Here is a 16,370-nt window from a genome sequence, read left to right as displayed (position 1 = left end):
GATTTGTTGCCAACTTCATTCACAATGGACAGGAATGCGCACCGGTACCCCCACTGGCCAATTGTGCGACAGTCAGGTAAGAACTAAAAAAACGACACCAACCATACATGAAAATTAGAAAAGCAAATATTCAGGACATTGAGAGGTTAAAGGAAATCGGAAAACGGACTTTCTATGAGACGTTTTCTTCAGATAACAGCCAAGAAGATATGACCGTTTATTTGGAAAACGGGTTTTCGACAGAAAAATTAACATCAGAATTGACAGACCCAAATGCGGAATTTCACTTTGCCGAAAATGAGGGAGAAACAATCGGATATTTAAAAGTAAATACGGGGCAGTCACAAACAGAAATAAAGGATAAGAACGCACTTGAATTAGAACGGATTTATGTACTAAATGATTTTCATGGACAAAAAATTGGACAGCTCCTTTATAATAAAGCAATTGAATTGGCCAAAGCCAATGATGTGGATTATGTTTGGTTAGGCGTTTGGGAACGTAACCTGCGTGCAATCCGGTTTTATGAGAAAAATGGATTCGTGCCCTTTGACAAACATATTTTCAAACTTGGCGATGATGAGCAGACAGATATTATGATGAAATTATATTTGAAATAAAAAGGCCGGTTATTAATAACAAAGCATTCCAACGGCTGGAACAAGCCGGCCCAACCGTGGAGAAAGCATCATACGATGTTGGACGGGTTGTTGCCGGGAAATTGGTTTAAATTAGGGGGATGCATTTCCCCCCGTTTGTATTTTTGGCCGTTTGAGCTTTAAAAGTAACCGCTCAAGATATCCTCCATTAGAGGAGGTAAGCTGTTTTGCGTATGTCCCAGCAATGGAAGAATTATCTTGGTTTTGCCTCGAGTCGGTCTTTTACATATTCGACCTGATGCTTCCCATGGGCCTTTGGTTGGCCATCTTCGCCCAGGTTGACCATGATGATTTCATCAATGGTGATGATGGTCTCCCTGGTCATCTTGTTTCTTACCTCACATTTCAACGTGAGCGAGGTCTTTCCAAATTTTACCGGGGCTATGCCGATTTCCACAATATCGTTGAGACGGGCGGAGGACATAAAATTGATCGAGGAAATATATTTGGTCACCACGTGTTTGTTTTCCAATTGAATAATGGCGTATAAGGCGGCCTCTTCGTCTATCCATGCCAATAGGCGTCCTCCAAATAAGGAATTATTGGCATTGAGGTCTTCTGGTTTGATCCATTTTCTAGTGTGAAATTTCATGCTTTTTGTCTTTATGGTTTAACAATGATCCTTCAGGAATAATTTCACTGATCTGCATTACAAAAGGGATTTTATATACTTTGGTGAAAAAAACCAATAACACCTAAAAATGATTTCACGGGCTTAGGGCAATGTATCAATTCCCTGGGAAGGGACTGAAACGTTACATATGCCTCCCAATGGCATTAAAAAAAAGACCAGCCAAGGTGGATTTATACTATAACTTGGCTGGTCTAGAATGGGCAGTCTTATACTATGGGGTCCTCCTATTGCTTTTTGGGATAAACCTTTTCATATTCCTGCAGTTCCTCTGGTGTCTTTTCCCTTAACTTGCGCGGGGGGAGGTCAGTACGCTGCTCAATGGCCGTTGCCGCTTCATCGGTAAACGAGTTGTTCCCCTCATGGTCCTTGACAAGATAAAAGGCGTCATAAAGCTTTCCGGTGGCCGTATGGGTACGGTAGGTCAGCTTATTGTCCTTGATGGTAATGAACTGGTACAGTTGGGTTTCAGAAGCGGCACGGTCCATCCACTTATCGGTGGTCAGCTCGTACATTTTTGGACCGCTGACAGAGACCACATATACCGGTCCTTTTCCCTTCCCGGACTTACCGGAAACTCCGGTGGATAGGTTGTGTCCCCGTCCATAGGTATGGTCATGCCCCTGCAGCACAAGGTCCACCCCATAAGCTTCGAACAACGGCTGGAAGGCCTCTCTGAATTCCTTGTTGTCCCTTCCCGAACTGGATGAGTAAATGGGATGGTGGAAGGTAATGATGGTCCAGTCCTGCGTGTTTTCCTGCAGTACCTTCTCCAGCCATTCCTGTTGCCTGGTCCGGGAGCTGTCGTTCAGCACGATTTCCTGGGAATTGAGCGATATGATCCGGGCATTGCCGTAGTCGGTATAATACACCGTTTCCTCGAAGCCCTTTGGGCCGTTGAGGGGAAGGTTGAACTGTTTTCTCCAATGGATATCGAGCTCGAGCCGCTCTTGTTGGTCCCGGTCATATTCGTGGTTTCCCGGAGTAGGAATACTGGGGATCATCGCGTGGATAAAGCCACCGGCATGGTTCCATTCGCCCCATTCGGCATCGGCATGCGTCCGGTTGATCAAATCACCTGCATGGAGCATGAACGCCGCATCGGACATGGAGCTATAGGCTTGCCTGATCACCCTGGACCAGCGGGATTTGAGGTCGTTCTGGGCATCACCAAAATAGATGAAGGAAAATTCCTCTGGAGCCTCCGGTGCTGTTTTGAAATGGAACCACTCGCTCCAATGGTCTTCTGAACCTACCCGGTAGGCATACAGCGTTCCCGGTTTCAGGTTTTCGAAGGAAACGGTATGGTAAAGTGAGCTGTCACCTTCCTGGATCAAGGACTCCACTGTGGCATGATGGCTTTTTGCCGAGGATTCCAGATGGGGAGAGTCCGGTGCCACGGTGATCTGTGCGGTACCCTGTTTGATCTGGGTGCTTGTCCGCCAGGAAACCGCCTGAGTATACCGGGGATCGCCGTTCCAGGTCAGTACAATCCGGTCGGGAAAGGGACCCGGGGCAAAATCCTGGGCAGATAATTGCCCAAGGCCCATAAAAAGGGCTAGGATGGAAAGTAGTGAAGTTAATTTCATGGTCATTTTATAAATATATTGATCAGTAGGTTTTAAATCTCAGGCCCACTTGTCCCCATCTACCGTAAACAGCATCGTTTTGGGGCCGCCCGTCCCGATAGATATCCGAAATGGGTTCATTGGTAAGGTTATTGACCCCTATAAAAAGGCTCAACCGTTCGGTCAACTGTTGGGAAGCAGAGAAATCCAGTTGCTTTCTACCCTTTTCCTGTAGGTCATTTTCAGGATTTTCTGCCAGCTCGGCATTAAAAGTACCGTAGAAGTACATGGATAGCCTACCGGAAAAACCAAATTTTTCATAGGAAATGGAGACATTGCCCACATGCGGCCGCATTTCGGGAAGTTTTACCGTCCTGGTCGACTGTGCTCCTGGAATTTCAAATTCACTGTTTACATAAGTGTAGTTGGCATATACGCCCAGTCCGTTCCAGACTCCCGGGAGGAAGGTAAGCTGCTGCTGCCAGGCAAGCTCAAAGCCCCTGGCAACCGCATTGGCCCCGTTGACCGTCTGGTTGACCGTGTAGCCGTCATATGTGCCGCCCTCCTGGACGTAGGAGCTTTCGTAGATATAATCGTTGATGTTCTTTAAAAACACGCCCCCTGACAAGATGCCCACCGATTTGAAGTAGTGTTCAAAGAGAATGTCGTAATTGACAGCAGTCGACTGGGTCAGGTCGGGATTGCCCATTTTGACACGGCTCCTCCGGGTTTCCACTTCTTCCCAGGGGACCAGATCATAATAACTGGGACGGGAAAGGGACCTTGTTACCGCTCCCCTGATATTGGTCCTGTCACCAATGGCATAGCGGAGGTTGATCGATGGGAACCAACCGTCGAACGTCCGGTCGGTCGATGCAGGAGAAGTGCTCACATAGTTACCCTGGTCGTCAAAGTTCACCCGGTTGCCCTGGTAGTCAAATCCGGTTTTTTCATAACGGATCCCGGTGATGACCTGGAGCTGGTCGATGTTCAGTTCGGTCATGGCATAAGCGGCGGCGAGGTATTCGGTCCCCTCAAAGGAATCGGGATCCGTGTTTTGTCGGGTATAGGTTTCGTTGTCACTGAACAATTCGGGGTGCTGGTTATAATATTCCTCCATGGCCTCTGCTTCGGGAAAACGTCCCATGTTGTAGGCCCCCTGGTAATGGTCCTCCTTGGTATAATCGGAAAGATAGTCGCTAAGGACAAAATTTCCTTCGTCCAGGTCATGGAGAAAATAGTTTCTTGACCGGTCATTGTATTTGAGCTTTCCACGTCCACCGAATTTTACATTCCCTTTGTGCCTTCCCAATTGGTAGGGTTTGTTGATGTTTAGGGTAAGCTGACCGTCCCGGTCCAGGGATTTGTCATGGCGGTTGATGTACCTGCTGGTAGTGAACTCGCCTGGATCATAGGGATCCGCCTCGCCGAACTCAAATTGCGGGGTTATCGGATTCTGTAGGTTCAGGCCAGCAGAGAGACCGTTGCGTTCAAAAGCAGCACTGTAGTAGATAGGCTGGTCGTATTTCCCCAGGGACAGGGTAAGGTCATAATTCAGCTTCATATCACCGATATAGCTTTTTCCCCCCAGTGATGCCTGCAAAAGGTTCTTGTGGTAATCCCTCCAATTGCCCGATTGGGTAATGCGAAGGTCTTCCACCTGGTCAGCACTGGTGTACTCCCCGATATTGAAGATGCGTTCAAGGCGGTTTTGGATTTCATAGTACAGGTTGTAGGAACCACGGAGGTAGAGCTCAGACCTATCATTGGGGTAATATTTGAACTCGCCGTTGATGGCCAGGTTGTCCCGTTTGATCTCATAGCCATCAAGGTCGAGGTTGCTCAGGTAGGTGGATTCTTCCCCGTTAACCGTATAGGTGTTATAATCCTTTTCGACACGGTCTTCGCCCCGCCAGTTGCGCGCATAACTTGCACCGATGATATAGCTGGTCTTTTCTTTTCGCTCACCAAAGGTCAAGCCTGCATCGTAAGTGGCCTTGTTTACCAGTCCATTATATCCGCCGGCCAGTTTGGCATCGAACAGCTTTTCGTCCTTTGCAGGGGACTTGGTGATGATATTGACTGCACCTCCCGTGCCGTCGGCATCACGGTCGGGAGTAAGCGTCTTGATGACCTCAATGCTCTCGATTGAATTGGCAAGGATGCCGTTCAGGTCGGTGTCCCTGCCCCCGGCACCGGTAGAAGGCAAACGTGTGCCGTTTAGGGTCATGGAACTGAGGTCCTGGCTCAGGCCCCGGATGATGATGTCCCGCGGGATGCCATAGCTGTAGCCTACCGCAACGCCTGGAACCCGTTGAAGGGATTCGCTGACGGTAAGGTCGGGAAAGCGCTCGATCTGCTCCTGGGACATCACATATTTGATATTCTCGGCATTTTTCATGCTGTTGAGTGCCTTTACCTCCCCCCGTCTGATACCGGTAATGGTCACCCCTTCCAGTTCGCTGACCGTGGAGGCCATTTCAATCTTTAACACTGCAGTCCTGCCCGGTGAAATATCGACCTTTTTTTCAAGGGGCTCATATCCCATGTAGCTGACCAAAAGTGTTTGTGGACCTGCAGGGACCGCAGGGAAGTAGAACTTTCCCTGTTCGTCGGTCAGGGTATATTTATCGGAGCCTGTAAAGTGGACCGTGGCATAGGGAAGGGGCATGTTGTCAGGAAGTCCTGTTACCGTTCCACTCAGGCTTCCGGTGGCAGTAGGGATATCGGTTGCTTTTTTAAACTGGATCACCGCAACCTGGCCGGAAACGACTTTGTAATCCAGGCCGTTGGGAAGCAGCAGCCTGTCAAGGATGTTTGACAGGGGAAGCTTTGAGGCCGAAAGGGAGACGTCGTTTTTTAGCCCGGGCAATTGGTTGTTGTAAATAAAGCCGATCTGGTAATCTTCATCGATTTTTTCCAGGACCATACGCAACGGCCGGTTGGCTACCGTAATAGAAATTTCTTTGTTTAAAAGCCCATTATACCTGGCCTGCGAAATAAATGGTATGCAGAGGAACAAAAACATTGTTCCAAGTATGATGGGGATGCTCTTTTTTGTAATTAATTTCATAATTTTGACTCAGTTTTAAATTGGAACGATTTGAAACGGTTGCTTTGAACAAAGCCAGGTGCCGGATGTGGTGCAAACACGTCCGGCACTCTTTTGTTGAGGCTGTTACATAGGCGATGGTTTTTTAGGATTAGCAATTATGGCCATATACATGTACTTTTTTTCCTTGAATTTTATAGTTGATGGCCAGTGTCGTGGCCAGTAGTTCCATAAGCGCTGAAAGGGACTGTTTTTTCACCCTGCCGGACAATTGGCAGTCCTTGAGCTGATCGTCATGGAAGATGAACCTTACGCCGAATTTTCTTTCCAGGACCCCGGCAAGTGTTCCCATGGTCATTTGGTCCAGGTAATACTCTCCATTCCTCCAGGAACTGTATTTTTCAGCATCTACCGATGATTTGACCAAAGTGGAATTCCTTTCTGCCAAGAATGCCTGCTGGTTTGGATAAAGGATCAATTCACCCCTAAGCGGTGAAGATGCGGTGACCGTGTTTTGCTGTACCAGGACTTTTCCAGAGGAGACCGTTATGGCCGTAGGTTCCTTTTGGTAGGCAGATACGTTGAAGGAAGTGCCCAGCACGGTCGTGGTCATCGCCGGGGTAATGACTTCGAAGGGGCGTGAAGCATCAGGGTGGACTTCGAAAAAGGCTTCCCCGGTCAGGGTGACCTGGCGTGATTCGGAAGGGAAATGCTTGGGATAGCTTACCGTACTTCCTGCATTAAGCCAAATGGTGGAGCCATCCTCCAACTGGATGGTGGAAGTCTGTCCATAGGCAGTGCTTTTCTCTATCATCTCCAGGGAAGGGCTTTTGTGCAGGGAGGCATGGAAAATATAGGAAACGGCCAATGCCAACAACAGTGCAGCAGCTAAATTGGCTACGGGAAAACGGCGTGTGGTTCTGCTGGAAATAAGCCGTGGTTTTATCCTTTTTTTGACCTCCTCCTTTTTTCCCATAAGAAGGGAGTCCCACTCGGTGGTCCGCCGGGATTCCATTTCATAGAATTCCTCTACCAGTTTTTTCTGGTTTTCAGATAACTTTCCTTTCAGGTACTTTTCGAATAATTGCTGTTCTTGGCTTTTCATGGTACTTACCCTGTTCACCTATATAGACCGGTTTCACAGGCAAAGCACTCATGGTAAAAAGTGGATTTAATGATTGTTTAACGTTGGTAACCTTTGCTTAATGCCATCCATTGGTGATGTGCCAGCACAAAAGGTAGGGAAGGACTTCGCGCAGGTGCTTGATGGCCCGGTACAGTTGGTTTTCAACCGTCCGGTTGCTGAGCATCAGTCTTTTTGCAATTTCACTATTGGACATATTTTTGAACCTGCTGAGCACAAATACCTCTCGGCACCTTTCGGGAAGGTGCTCCAGGGAGGCCATGATTTGGCTTTCCAGCTCATTGGCATCCATCTCATCTTCTGCATGGTAAAGCAATTCCAATGTCGAAATGGTGTTGAGGTGCCGCGTCTCCAGTTTTTGTTTGGCAAGTACCTTAAAGGCAGCGTTGCGGGCACTAGCTTGTAGGTAACTGTTGAAATGACTGATCTGGATGGCATTCCGGTTTTGCCAGATTTTTAAAAAAACATCCTGAACAATGTCCTCACAGGTCGCAGGGTCGCGCAGTAAACTGAACGATTTTAAGTACAACGTTTCCCAATGCCTGATGAACAGCTCGTCAAAAGCTGAGGTATTGCCCTCCTTTATAAGCAGTAGCAGGTCCTGGTCGGAATACTTTTCTAGTGGCATGGGTGGGTGCTTTATTCCACCAAATAAAGCTGATAATTTTAAAAAATAGCGGTTTAAGGTGATTAAGAATTTATTAAAAATATACCAGGGACTGCTAAAGGGGGAGAGTTCACATTCTATTTTACCATTGAAAAGTCCTAGTTCTGCGGTCATATTCTGTAGGCAGCACTGAAAGGGGGGCTAAGTGCTACTTGTTCAAACAGATGAAGAACTGACCAACAGGAGAGAAGCGCCCCGTACATAGGGGACTTGGTGTAAAAGAACAGTGGGGTTCTCCCATAGGAGTTCTAAGGTAATAAGTAGACTGAGAGGTAGGTGGGGATTAGAGGTTTTTGAGCACATCCATTTTGTGGGATATATTCTTGATATGATCAATAGCTTCCTTGTCATTAATTTTGTCAAACATCTTGGCAAAGTCAGAAAAACTAATTTTGAAAGCGTTTAAAATTAGAAAGATAGTTTTAGTACTTGGAAGAGATTTACAGTAAAGTAAGTCTGTTACAGTTGCTTTTCTTACTCCCAATTCACTTGCCAACGAACTTTCGTTATGAACAGCAAGATCTCTATCTGTTCTGAAAAGCAATTTATTGCTATACAGACAGTTGTAAACTATAAGGCTTAGTTTTATCTTGATTATGTCAAATTCTTCCTTTTCCATGGTGGAAGAAAAAAAATGTAAAATTAAATGTGTTACGGTATAGCGTAACTGGTATTTTTTTGTATATTGCAATTGATAAAAAATATTGATTTAGAATTGAATTAAGGTGATTTAACGAGCCTCGCCGCAAAACCTGACAGTTTAATCCTGAGCGAGCGTAAGTGAGTTGCCCCACATTCTTATATTTGCAAAAATATAGGGTGGGCACTCCTTATGTCTATTGTTCGGGACTATTTCGAAAGAGGTAGTGGTTTTGTCAGACCATGCGGCAATAAACAAAGAAAGGAGATGTCTACCCTTATTTGTTTAATTGGCTCATAATGATAGTTGGACATTATGGACAATTTTTCTAGGACATATCTAAAAATAAAAATTGATCCCTTCTATATTCTTGAAAAATTGTCAATCCATATAACTACTGGGACATTATTTCAAACCCAAGGAAGGATTACAAATTATGATATAGTTTTCCGTCGAAAACCAAAGAATCCAATATAACCTATTAATAATGGGCGTTTTTGCCTGCTGTCGGCTTGCCCCATTTTCCTGCCTATTCCTTGTCTGCTTTTCGGCAAGTGATTTTTGGCCATCTATGTGTGGCTACGCATTGCTAGCGATTTTTCCGGTTGCCCGGGATACCGGAAGGAGAGCAGTAGTATTTAATTAATTTCTTATTCATGTAGAAAGTTGAATCCCTATAAAAATCAGGGGAGAATTTTATTTGATGTAGGTCGGATATCTCCTCATGAATTTTCTCCATCAATGGAACAATGGAGGAGAATAGAGATTGGATCCACTTGATTGATTTCAAGGAGGTTGAAGGTACTTTCTACACAACTCTAATAAAACATGAAAAAAAATACATGCTTATGTTTACTGGTATACCTATGCCTGGTTGGAAAGGTTGCCTATGCACAACTACAAGAAGCTGGTAGCCTTTCGCTTGGGAAAAAGATGGATTCTACTTCTCGGGTAATACAGGATCTGAAAATAGGAGACAGGATGCCAGACCTAACCGTTGCTAATGTCATCAACCATCCAGAGGGAGAGGTGAAGATATCGGATTACAAAGGGAAGTTATTGATCCTTGACTTTTGGGCAACTTGGTGCGCCCCTTGTGTGAAAGGAATGCCGGAAATAGCGGCCCTTGACCGGGAAATGGAACAGGTTGCCATACTACCGGTAACCTATCAGGACAAAGAGGAGGTGGAAAAATTGTTTTCCCGATTGGATTACCTGAAGGGAATATCCATGCCCATGGCCGTATCGGACGAACAGCTAAGGAAGTTGTTTCCACACAGGACCCTTCCCCATTACGTGTGGATAAATGGAGAAGGAGTGGTGCTTGCCTTTACTGGAAAAGAAGCAATTGTAAAGGACTCCATCCAGCGGGTTTTGGAGGGAGAGAAATTGGTGGAAATCAAAGCTCCGCCCAAAGCCCTGTTCGACCGGAACGAACTTTTGCTCATGGGAAACCGGGGCTTTGACGAGGATAAGGAAATCCTACTGCAATCTGTTTTTCTTCCATACATCGAGGACATGCCGGCCATGTACAAGGTTTCAGGAAAACCTGACAGGAGTCGGATGCGGATCTTCCTGACCAATTCCAGGATACCTACTTTTTTTGGTTTGGCTTATGGAGCCGGTAAGGTGGAATTTAACCGCAACAGGAGAGTTTTGGAGGTGGATGACCCAGGGAAACTTCGTCATAGCCTTTCAGAGGATGATTATGATGAGTGGAAGTTGGAAAACAGGTTCTGTTACGAACTGCTGGTGTCCCCCAAATATCCGGGGCAGGAGTATGATATCATGAAAGAGGACCTGAAACGGATGTTTCCACAATATAAAGCCACCATCGAAGAGCGTAAAACAGAAGTGTTGGCCCTGGTGCGAACAGATGACAGCATCGGATTGGAGACCAAGGGAGGGAAACCTTACAGTGATATGGACTATGTAGGAGCATCCCTTAAAAATAAGAAGATATCCCTGTTGGCCTATTACTGGAGGTATTACCTGCAGCATTTGAAACTCCCTGTGGTCGATGCCACTGGAATGGATTATCCAGTGGACATCCTACTAGAGGGCAAAATGAGCGATGTTGGTGAAATCAGAAAAAGCCTTCGGCCTTTTGGACTGGACCTCGTCAAAAAGGAAATGCCCATCGATATATTGGTCATCAGGGACTCCGAAAGGGAGTAGGGACCAAAATGATAAATGAAAGAAAAAACCAATAATATGAAGAGATATATACTATTTGCCCATCTTTTCCTTTGGGCTTCCGGGGCTATAGCGCAGGAAACCCTAACCGGGAGTGTAATCGATGCTCAAGGAACACCCCTTTTCGGGGCGACAGTCCAGATCGTTGGGAGTAATAAAGGAACCGTAACAGATGAAAAGGGTGAGTTCAGTCTTGGCCTGGCCCCGGGGGATCATCAACTTTCGGTGAGTTATCTAGGGTACGTTGAGCAGGTTAAAAAGATCACCTTTCCCTTTCCTGGGCAGCTGAAATTTATCCTGGAACCTGACGGCCTGGATATGGATGCGGTTGAGGTGGTTTCAACGGGATACCAACAGGTAGCAAAAGAAAGGGCCACTGGCTCCTTTGTCCAATTGGACAGCGCCCTTGTGAACAGGCCTGTCAATACCGGAGTGCTGGACCGGCTGGCTGATGTAACTCCAGGATTGGTCTTTAACCGGACAGGTCCGGACTCCGATGCAATATCCATAAGGGGCAGGAGTACCCTCTTTTCCAATACGCAGCCCCTAATTGTGGTCGATGGTTTCCCTTATGATGGTCCAATTGAATCAATCAATCCCAATGACGTGGCAACCATCAATGTTTTACGTGATGCTGCTGCAGCATCCATATGGGGGGTGAGGGCCGGAAATGGAGTTATCGTCATTACTACCAAAAGTGGAAAAATGGGTGGGGAAATGAAGGTGTCGTTAAACAGCAATGTGACCATTGGGGAAAGGTTTGATCCCTATTACCTTCCAATCATGGAGGTTGGGGATTTTATTGATATGGAGCAGTATCTTTTTGAGAAAGGATTCTATGTCTCCAAGGAGAATACAGCAAGAAAGACCGCCCTCAGCCCTGTGGTCGAAACCTTGATTGCGGAGAGGGATGGGGCAATCAGCCCTGAAGAGGCCGGTTTAATTATCGAGGACTTTCGCCAGCAGGATGTTCGAGAGGATTTCCTGAGAGAATTTTACCGAAGGCCGGTCAATCAGCAATATGCCCTGAACATCTCGGGCGGGGATGCATCCCAGGACTATTACCTGTCTGCAGGGTGGGACCGGAATCTGGAACGCAATGTAGGGGAAGGGCTGGAGCGAATGACCATTGGCGGAAAGCACCACCTTGATATGGCAGGGGGTAAACTTCAACTGAATACCGGTATATACTATGTTAAATCCAAAAATGACCGGAATGGATTGGCCTATGGGGATATCAAACAAACTGCAAACGATGTGTTGCCACCTTATACCCGCTTCAGGGATGGTAATGGTAATCCTGTGCCTATAATCAGGGATTACAGGATGGGTTTTTTGGAAACTGCACATGATGAAGGGCTGTTGGACTGGACCTATGTTCCCTTGGAGGATGTGTCGGAGCGTACCAATACCCTAACGGGAAGCGATATCAGGCTGAACGCAGGATTGGATTACAGTCCTTTAAAAGGACTGAAAGTGGGGCTGTCGTATCAATACTGGAGTAATCAGCAGGAGGTGACACAACATTATTCTGCAGATAGCTATTTTGCCAGGGACCTGATCAATCAGTATACACAAGTGGCGGAGTCTGGGCAATTGACAAGGATTATCCCTCTTGGTGGTATACTTGACCGCTCGCAAATGTCGGCAGATTCCCACCATGGTAGGGCGCAGATAAGTTATGCTGCCAAGTGGGAAAATGGAGAATGGACGAGTATCGCCGGAGCAGAGATCAAATCCCAAAAAAGTAGGTCCATGGGAAACCGCTTCTATGGATATAACGAAAGGGTAGGCAGTATAGCACAAATGGATTATGTTACCCCGTATCCAGTATACTATTACCCTTCGGCCCGCCTTCGCATTCCCAACCTGGACAATATAGGTGGGACCGCAGACCGATTTGTTAGTTATTACCTCAACTCGGCGTATACCTACCGTAAAAAATATACCCTCTCTGCCAGTGCTCGAAAGGATGCATCCAACCTATTTGGAGTGGATGCCAATCAAAAAGGAGTACCACTTTGGTCCACTGGTTTTGCATGGACCGTTAGCGAGGAGGAATTTTATCCTGCAGCCAATTGGCTTCCCTACGTCAAACTACGGTTTTCCTATGGGTACAATGGAAATATTGACAAAGGGATATCGGCATACACTACAGCCTTAAGAAGGAACAATAGTACTATCACTGGGCTACCTACAGCAATTATTGTCAATCCTCCAAACCCATCATTAAGGTGGGAGCGCATAAAAATAGTTAATACTGGCCTTGACTGGGCAACTAGAAACGATCGGTTTTCGGGCAGTATTGAATACTATATTAAACATGGACTTGACCTGATCGGCGATATTCCATATCCCCCAAGTACTGGTATTGATGAATTTCGGGGAAATACTGCAGATACAAGGACACACGGAATAGATGCCAGCTTTTCTACGCAGGTGTTGGATAAAGGAGTGAAATGGAGCGTCAATAATTTCCACTCTTGGGTAAAAGAGGAGGTAGGTAACTACGAACTGGAAGGTCCGGTCAACCAATATTTGTCACGAGGGATGGGAAGCCAGCAGGATGCCCCTATTCCCCTGAGCGGAAGACCCCTTTATGCTATCTATAGCTATGAATGGGCGGGACTCGACCCCCAAACAGGAGACCCGATGGGATTTGTGGATGGTGAACCGTCAACCGATTATCGAAGTATCATCACCGAGGCAAGTCCAGAGAGCCTGACCTACCATGGTCCTTCCCGCCCAAGTCATTTTGGTGCGATCAGAAACAACTTCAGCTGGAAGGGTTTTAACCTTTCATTAAATATCAGTTATCGTTTGGGGTACTACTACAGAAAAGAAAGTTTGCGTTATGAAACGGTTTTATCAGGTCAGGGAGGCCACGGCGATTTTGCCCAGAGATGGAAGAAGCCGGGAGATGAAAGGTTTACCCATGTGCCATCCCTTCCTGATCGAATGGATGTCAATCGTGATAATTTCTACAGCTATTCGTCCATATTAGTGGAACGGGGAGACCATGTTAGGTTACAGGATGTACGTTTGGGATATAGCCTGTACGGAAAGAGATTTTCTGGAATTCCCATTGGACAAGCAGAAATCTATATGTATGCCAATAATCTGGGCATCATCTGGAAGGCTGCCAAGGATGATCCCCTGGATCCTGATTTCAGGAATGCAAAACCTTTGGGAAGTATCGCCCTAGGGATCCGAATGGAGCTATGAAACCACAATTAAGCAGCCCTGCCCATCTATTTATATGTTTAACATTAAATAAAAATCTACCTGTTCGCATTAAGGGGAAGAGTGGGCAGCGGCTGCTTTTGGCATTTGGGAAAGCACCGAATAAATGGTCGGTCCTTTTTCCACCATGGTGACCCAATTCATTAAGTCCCTTACCGCTACTTTCTTCATATGTAAACCATACATTAATACCATAAGCGGGACAAGTTTCCAGACGGGAAACCGGGACTTTATTCTTTTGACCATAAAAATATAATATTCCATGAAAAAGATCTTTTATCATTTAATCACCGTCATGATAATTAGTATTGTACACCTATTGACGGCCTGTGACAGTTTTCTGGATGAAAAACCGAATACGGGCCTGGTTGTTCCCGATAACCTGGAAGATATCCAGGCTTTATTCGATAATGACTACGTTATGAACAGGAATGCTGATTTGGGGGAAATCGCCTCTGATGACTATATGATCACCACCGCTGAATGGGAGAGCTGGAACGAGACTGCACGTAATGCCCATGTTTGGAATGAGGAGATTTTCCCTTCTGGCCGTTCGGTTGCATGGAACAACCTGTACCAACAGGTTTTCTATGCCAATGTAGCCCTTGAGCAACTCGATAAGATAAGAGTAGATAAGGATGAATTGCAATGGAACCAGATATATGGCCGTGCGCTCGTATACAGGGCCAGTGCATTCTACAATTTGCTCAAGATATTTACCATGCCGTACCATATCGCACCAGAAGATTTCGGTATTCCGATCAAACTGGAAGCCGATGTCAACAAGCTGGTTGGAAGAGCAAGTATTTCACAAAGCTATGGGCAAGTCCTGCAGGATTTGGAGAATTCGATTCCCTATCTGCCTGACAAGGTGCCTGTAACGACCAGGCCTTCCCGACAAGCCGCATATGGATTGCTTTCCAGGGTGTACCTTACCATGGGAGACTATGAAAAAGTGTTGGAGTATACGGGGAAGGCCCTTGACCTTCAAGCAGAGCTGATGGACTATTCTACCTTGAACGCCAGTGGGCCATTTGGGTTTTCTGGACTCAACAAAGAAATAATTTATTGTAGCTACTTTTCTTCCGGTTCAGTGGCCTATACCTCCGATGCTTTTATTGTTCCGGAACTGTATGGGGAATATGGCTCGGGAGATCTGAGAAAGGATTTGTTTTTTACATCCCCAAATGAAGAAGGGCTTGTCAAATTTAAGGGGACTTATATGGGGAACCTCTATCAGTTTGATGGAATAGCAACGGATGAACTGTTGCTTTCCAGGGCGGAAGCGGCAGTAAGGTTAGGGGATGATGCCTTGGCCTTAAGATGTCTGAACTTGCTCCTGGAGCATCGGTATGAGGATGGACTATTCGAAGAAGTTTCGGGGCTTTCCGGAGAGGAATTATTGGGGAAAATCCTGCAGGAAAGAAGAAAGGAACTGGTGTTCAGGGGGCTTCGATGGGAAGATCTCAGACGACTTACTGGAAGTAGCTATGAAAAAACGATTGTCCGGCAACTTGGGGATCTTACCTACCAATTGAAGCCTGGTGATGCAAAATATGCTTTTCCAATACCTTTGGATGAAATCCAATTGAATGGAATTCCACAAAATCCAAGATAAATGAAAGGCCAGGGATCTTGCTCCCTGGCCTTTTTTATTTGATGAATAATCTCCCTAATCCTAAAGTGGTTGGTATTCACCTTCCACACGGGTATCGGGGAGCTCTTCACCGAACTGATCCAGTTCACGGGTACAGTCCGTTTCCACTTCCTCGTCACAATTGTAGTGGATACCCTGCATTTGCCCAGTGATGTCTGTCCACTCGTTATTGGATGGATCTATTAACGCCTCTTTGGTCCCTTGGACTTCTTCAGCGGGAAGGTTAAAGGCCAGGGCACTGGCAGCTGCCAGCACAAAAGCCATCAGCGGCATATTTTTCAATAGTTTTTTCATGATTGAAATCGGGATTTTTGACCATCAAAATCCCATAAACGTTTTGTGGTTAAGTTGCCTACTCTCTTCAGGATTTTCGGCTTCCTCCATTTACCGCCTGGGAAAAAAGGTCAATCTCACCTAATACCATTCTCCCATGAGATTGGGCAGTCATTGTTGTTTTTTTCTATGTTGTTTTTTGTGGCCCCATCAGGCCCATTATTCCCAATATGACAAAGCCCGTGTTGAATAGAAAATGACCAGTCCAGCCCATGGTCTCCAGAAATCCCGCACACGAGAAGGGGACCCTTGGAAATGCACCCATCCAGACAAGGCCGATATAGGTAGTAAAAGCGGTCATCAACAGTGTGGAAAGCAACAGGGCCGTTTTCCTGGTTTTCTTGTATAAAAGTAGTACAGCCAATAGCAATTCCACTATCAGGACAGTCGGAGCAAGCCGTTCTGCCCATGCCAGGGGAAAAACCTGGTTCCTGATTTCTCCAAGGTAGGTATCGTAATCCATAAGCTTTTCCATACCTGTAAATGTCCAAAGGGACAGGTAAAGGATTGCTGCCATTTGATATATTGGGTCTTTAAAATTTGTTGCTATTGTTATCATTGATACAAATTCGATGATAAT

Annotated in this window: 13 protein-coding genes; 4 read left to right on the top strand and 9 right to left on the bottom strand. The window is 46.0% G+C overall.

Annotation, left to right across the window (positions count from 1 at the left end; all coding sequences use genetic code 11):
- Positions 1-107 precede the first annotated feature (107 nt).
- Positions 108-620 carry a GNAT family N-acetyltransferase gene (locus tag FKX85_RS20115; protein ID WP_141616425.1) on the top strand — a complete coding sequence of 171 codons (513 nt, stop codon included), beginning with the start codon at positions 108-110 and terminating at the stop codon, positions 618-620.
- A gap of 232 nt (positions 621-852) precedes the next feature.
- Here FKX85_RS20115 and FKX85_RS20110 read toward each other — a convergent pair whose 3' ends face one another.
- The 6 genes from FKX85_RS20110 to FKX85_RS20085 form a co-directional block, all read right to left on the bottom strand.
- On the bottom strand, positions 853-1,251 hold the full coding sequence (locus FKX85_RS20110; RefSeq protein ID WP_141616424.1) for an acyl-CoA thioesterase: 399 nt from the start codon (positions 1,249-1,251) through the stop codon (positions 853-855).
- A gap of 266 nt (positions 1,252-1,517) precedes the next feature.
- Positions 1,518-2,879: a purple acid phosphatase family protein gene (locus FKX85_RS20105; protein ID WP_229239709.1), complete on the bottom strand. Its 1,362-nt coding sequence runs from the start codon at positions 2,877-2,879 to the stop codon at positions 1,518-1,520.
- A 22-nt stretch (positions 2,880-2,901) separates the two neighbouring features.
- Complete coding sequence (locus tag FKX85_RS20100) at positions 2,902-5,931, bottom strand: TonB-dependent receptor (RefSeq protein ID WP_141616422.1); 3,030 nt, start codon at positions 5,929-5,931, stop codon at positions 2,902-2,904.
- A gap of 130 nt (positions 5,932-6,061) precedes the next feature.
- Positions 6,062-7,015 carry a FecR family protein gene (locus tag FKX85_RS20095; protein WP_141616421.1) on the bottom strand — a complete coding sequence of 318 codons (954 nt, stop codon included), beginning with the start codon at positions 7,013-7,015 and terminating at the stop codon, positions 6,062-6,064.
- A gap of 97 nt (positions 7,016-7,112) precedes the next feature.
- Entirely contained in the window at positions 7,113-7,682 is a 570-nt protein-coding gene (locus FKX85_RS20090) for an RNA polymerase sigma-70 factor (RefSeq protein WP_168196302.1), read from the bottom strand.
- 322 nt (positions 7,683-8,004) lie between these two features.
- Positions 8,005-8,340: a hypothetical protein gene (locus tag FKX85_RS20085; protein ID WP_141616419.1), complete on the bottom strand. Its 336-nt coding sequence runs from the start codon at positions 8,338-8,340 to the stop codon at positions 8,005-8,007.
- Positions 8,341-9,189: 849 nt separating this feature from the next.
- Here FKX85_RS20085 and FKX85_RS20080 point away from each other — a divergent pair.
- Complete coding sequence (locus tag FKX85_RS20080) at positions 9,190-10,539, top strand: TlpA family protein disulfide reductase (protein WP_141616418.1); 1,350 nt, start codon at positions 9,190-9,192, stop codon at positions 10,537-10,539.
- A 36-nt stretch (positions 10,540-10,575) separates the two neighbouring features.
- The gene (locus FKX85_RS20075; RefSeq protein WP_141616417.1) at positions 10,576-13,782 is read left to right on the top strand and encodes a SusC/RagA family TonB-linked outer membrane protein; all 3,207 of its coding nucleotides are present in this window, start codon (positions 10,576-10,578) and stop codon (positions 13,780-13,782) included.
- Between the two features lie 69 nt (positions 13,783-13,851).
- On the opposite strand, the gene FKX85_RS20070 is transcribed toward FKX85_RS20075, so the two are convergent.
- Positions 13,852-14,064 (bottom strand): hypothetical protein, encoded by a 213-nt coding sequence (locus tag FKX85_RS20070; protein WP_141616416.1) that lies wholly within the window; start codon positions 14,062-14,064, stop codon positions 13,852-13,854.
- On the opposite strand from FKX85_RS20070, the gene FKX85_RS20065 reads away from it, so the two are divergent.
- Positions 14,063-15,418: a RagB/SusD family nutrient uptake outer membrane protein gene (locus FKX85_RS20065; RefSeq protein ID WP_141616415.1), complete on the top strand. Its 1,356-nt coding sequence runs from the start codon at positions 14,063-14,065 to the stop codon at positions 15,416-15,418. The genes FKX85_RS20070 and FKX85_RS20065 overlap by 2 nt on opposite strands.
- A gap of 60 nt (positions 15,419-15,478) precedes the next feature.
- Here the strand turns inward: FKX85_RS20065 and FKX85_RS20060 are convergent, their stop codons facing one another.
- Positions 15,479-15,751, bottom strand: coding sequence for a DUF6520 family protein (locus FKX85_RS20060; protein WP_141616414.1), 273 nt, complete (start codon positions 15,749-15,751; stop codon positions 15,479-15,481).
- 166 nt (positions 15,752-15,917) lie between these two features.
- Entirely contained in the window at positions 15,918-16,307 is a 390-nt protein-coding gene (locus tag FKX85_RS20055; protein ID WP_229239708.1) for a MauE/DoxX family redox-associated membrane protein, read from the bottom strand.
- Between the last annotated feature and the right edge of the window lie 63 nt (positions 16,308-16,370).

Origin of the sequence: Echinicola soli, from assembly GCF_006575665.1 — a bacterium.
GTDB classification, from domain to species: Bacteria; Bacteroidota; Bacteroidia; order Cytophagales; family Cyclobacteriaceae; genus Echinicola; species Echinicola soli.
Note: the sequence above shows the minus strand (reverse complement) of the source record. Positions and strands in the feature narration are given on the sequence as shown.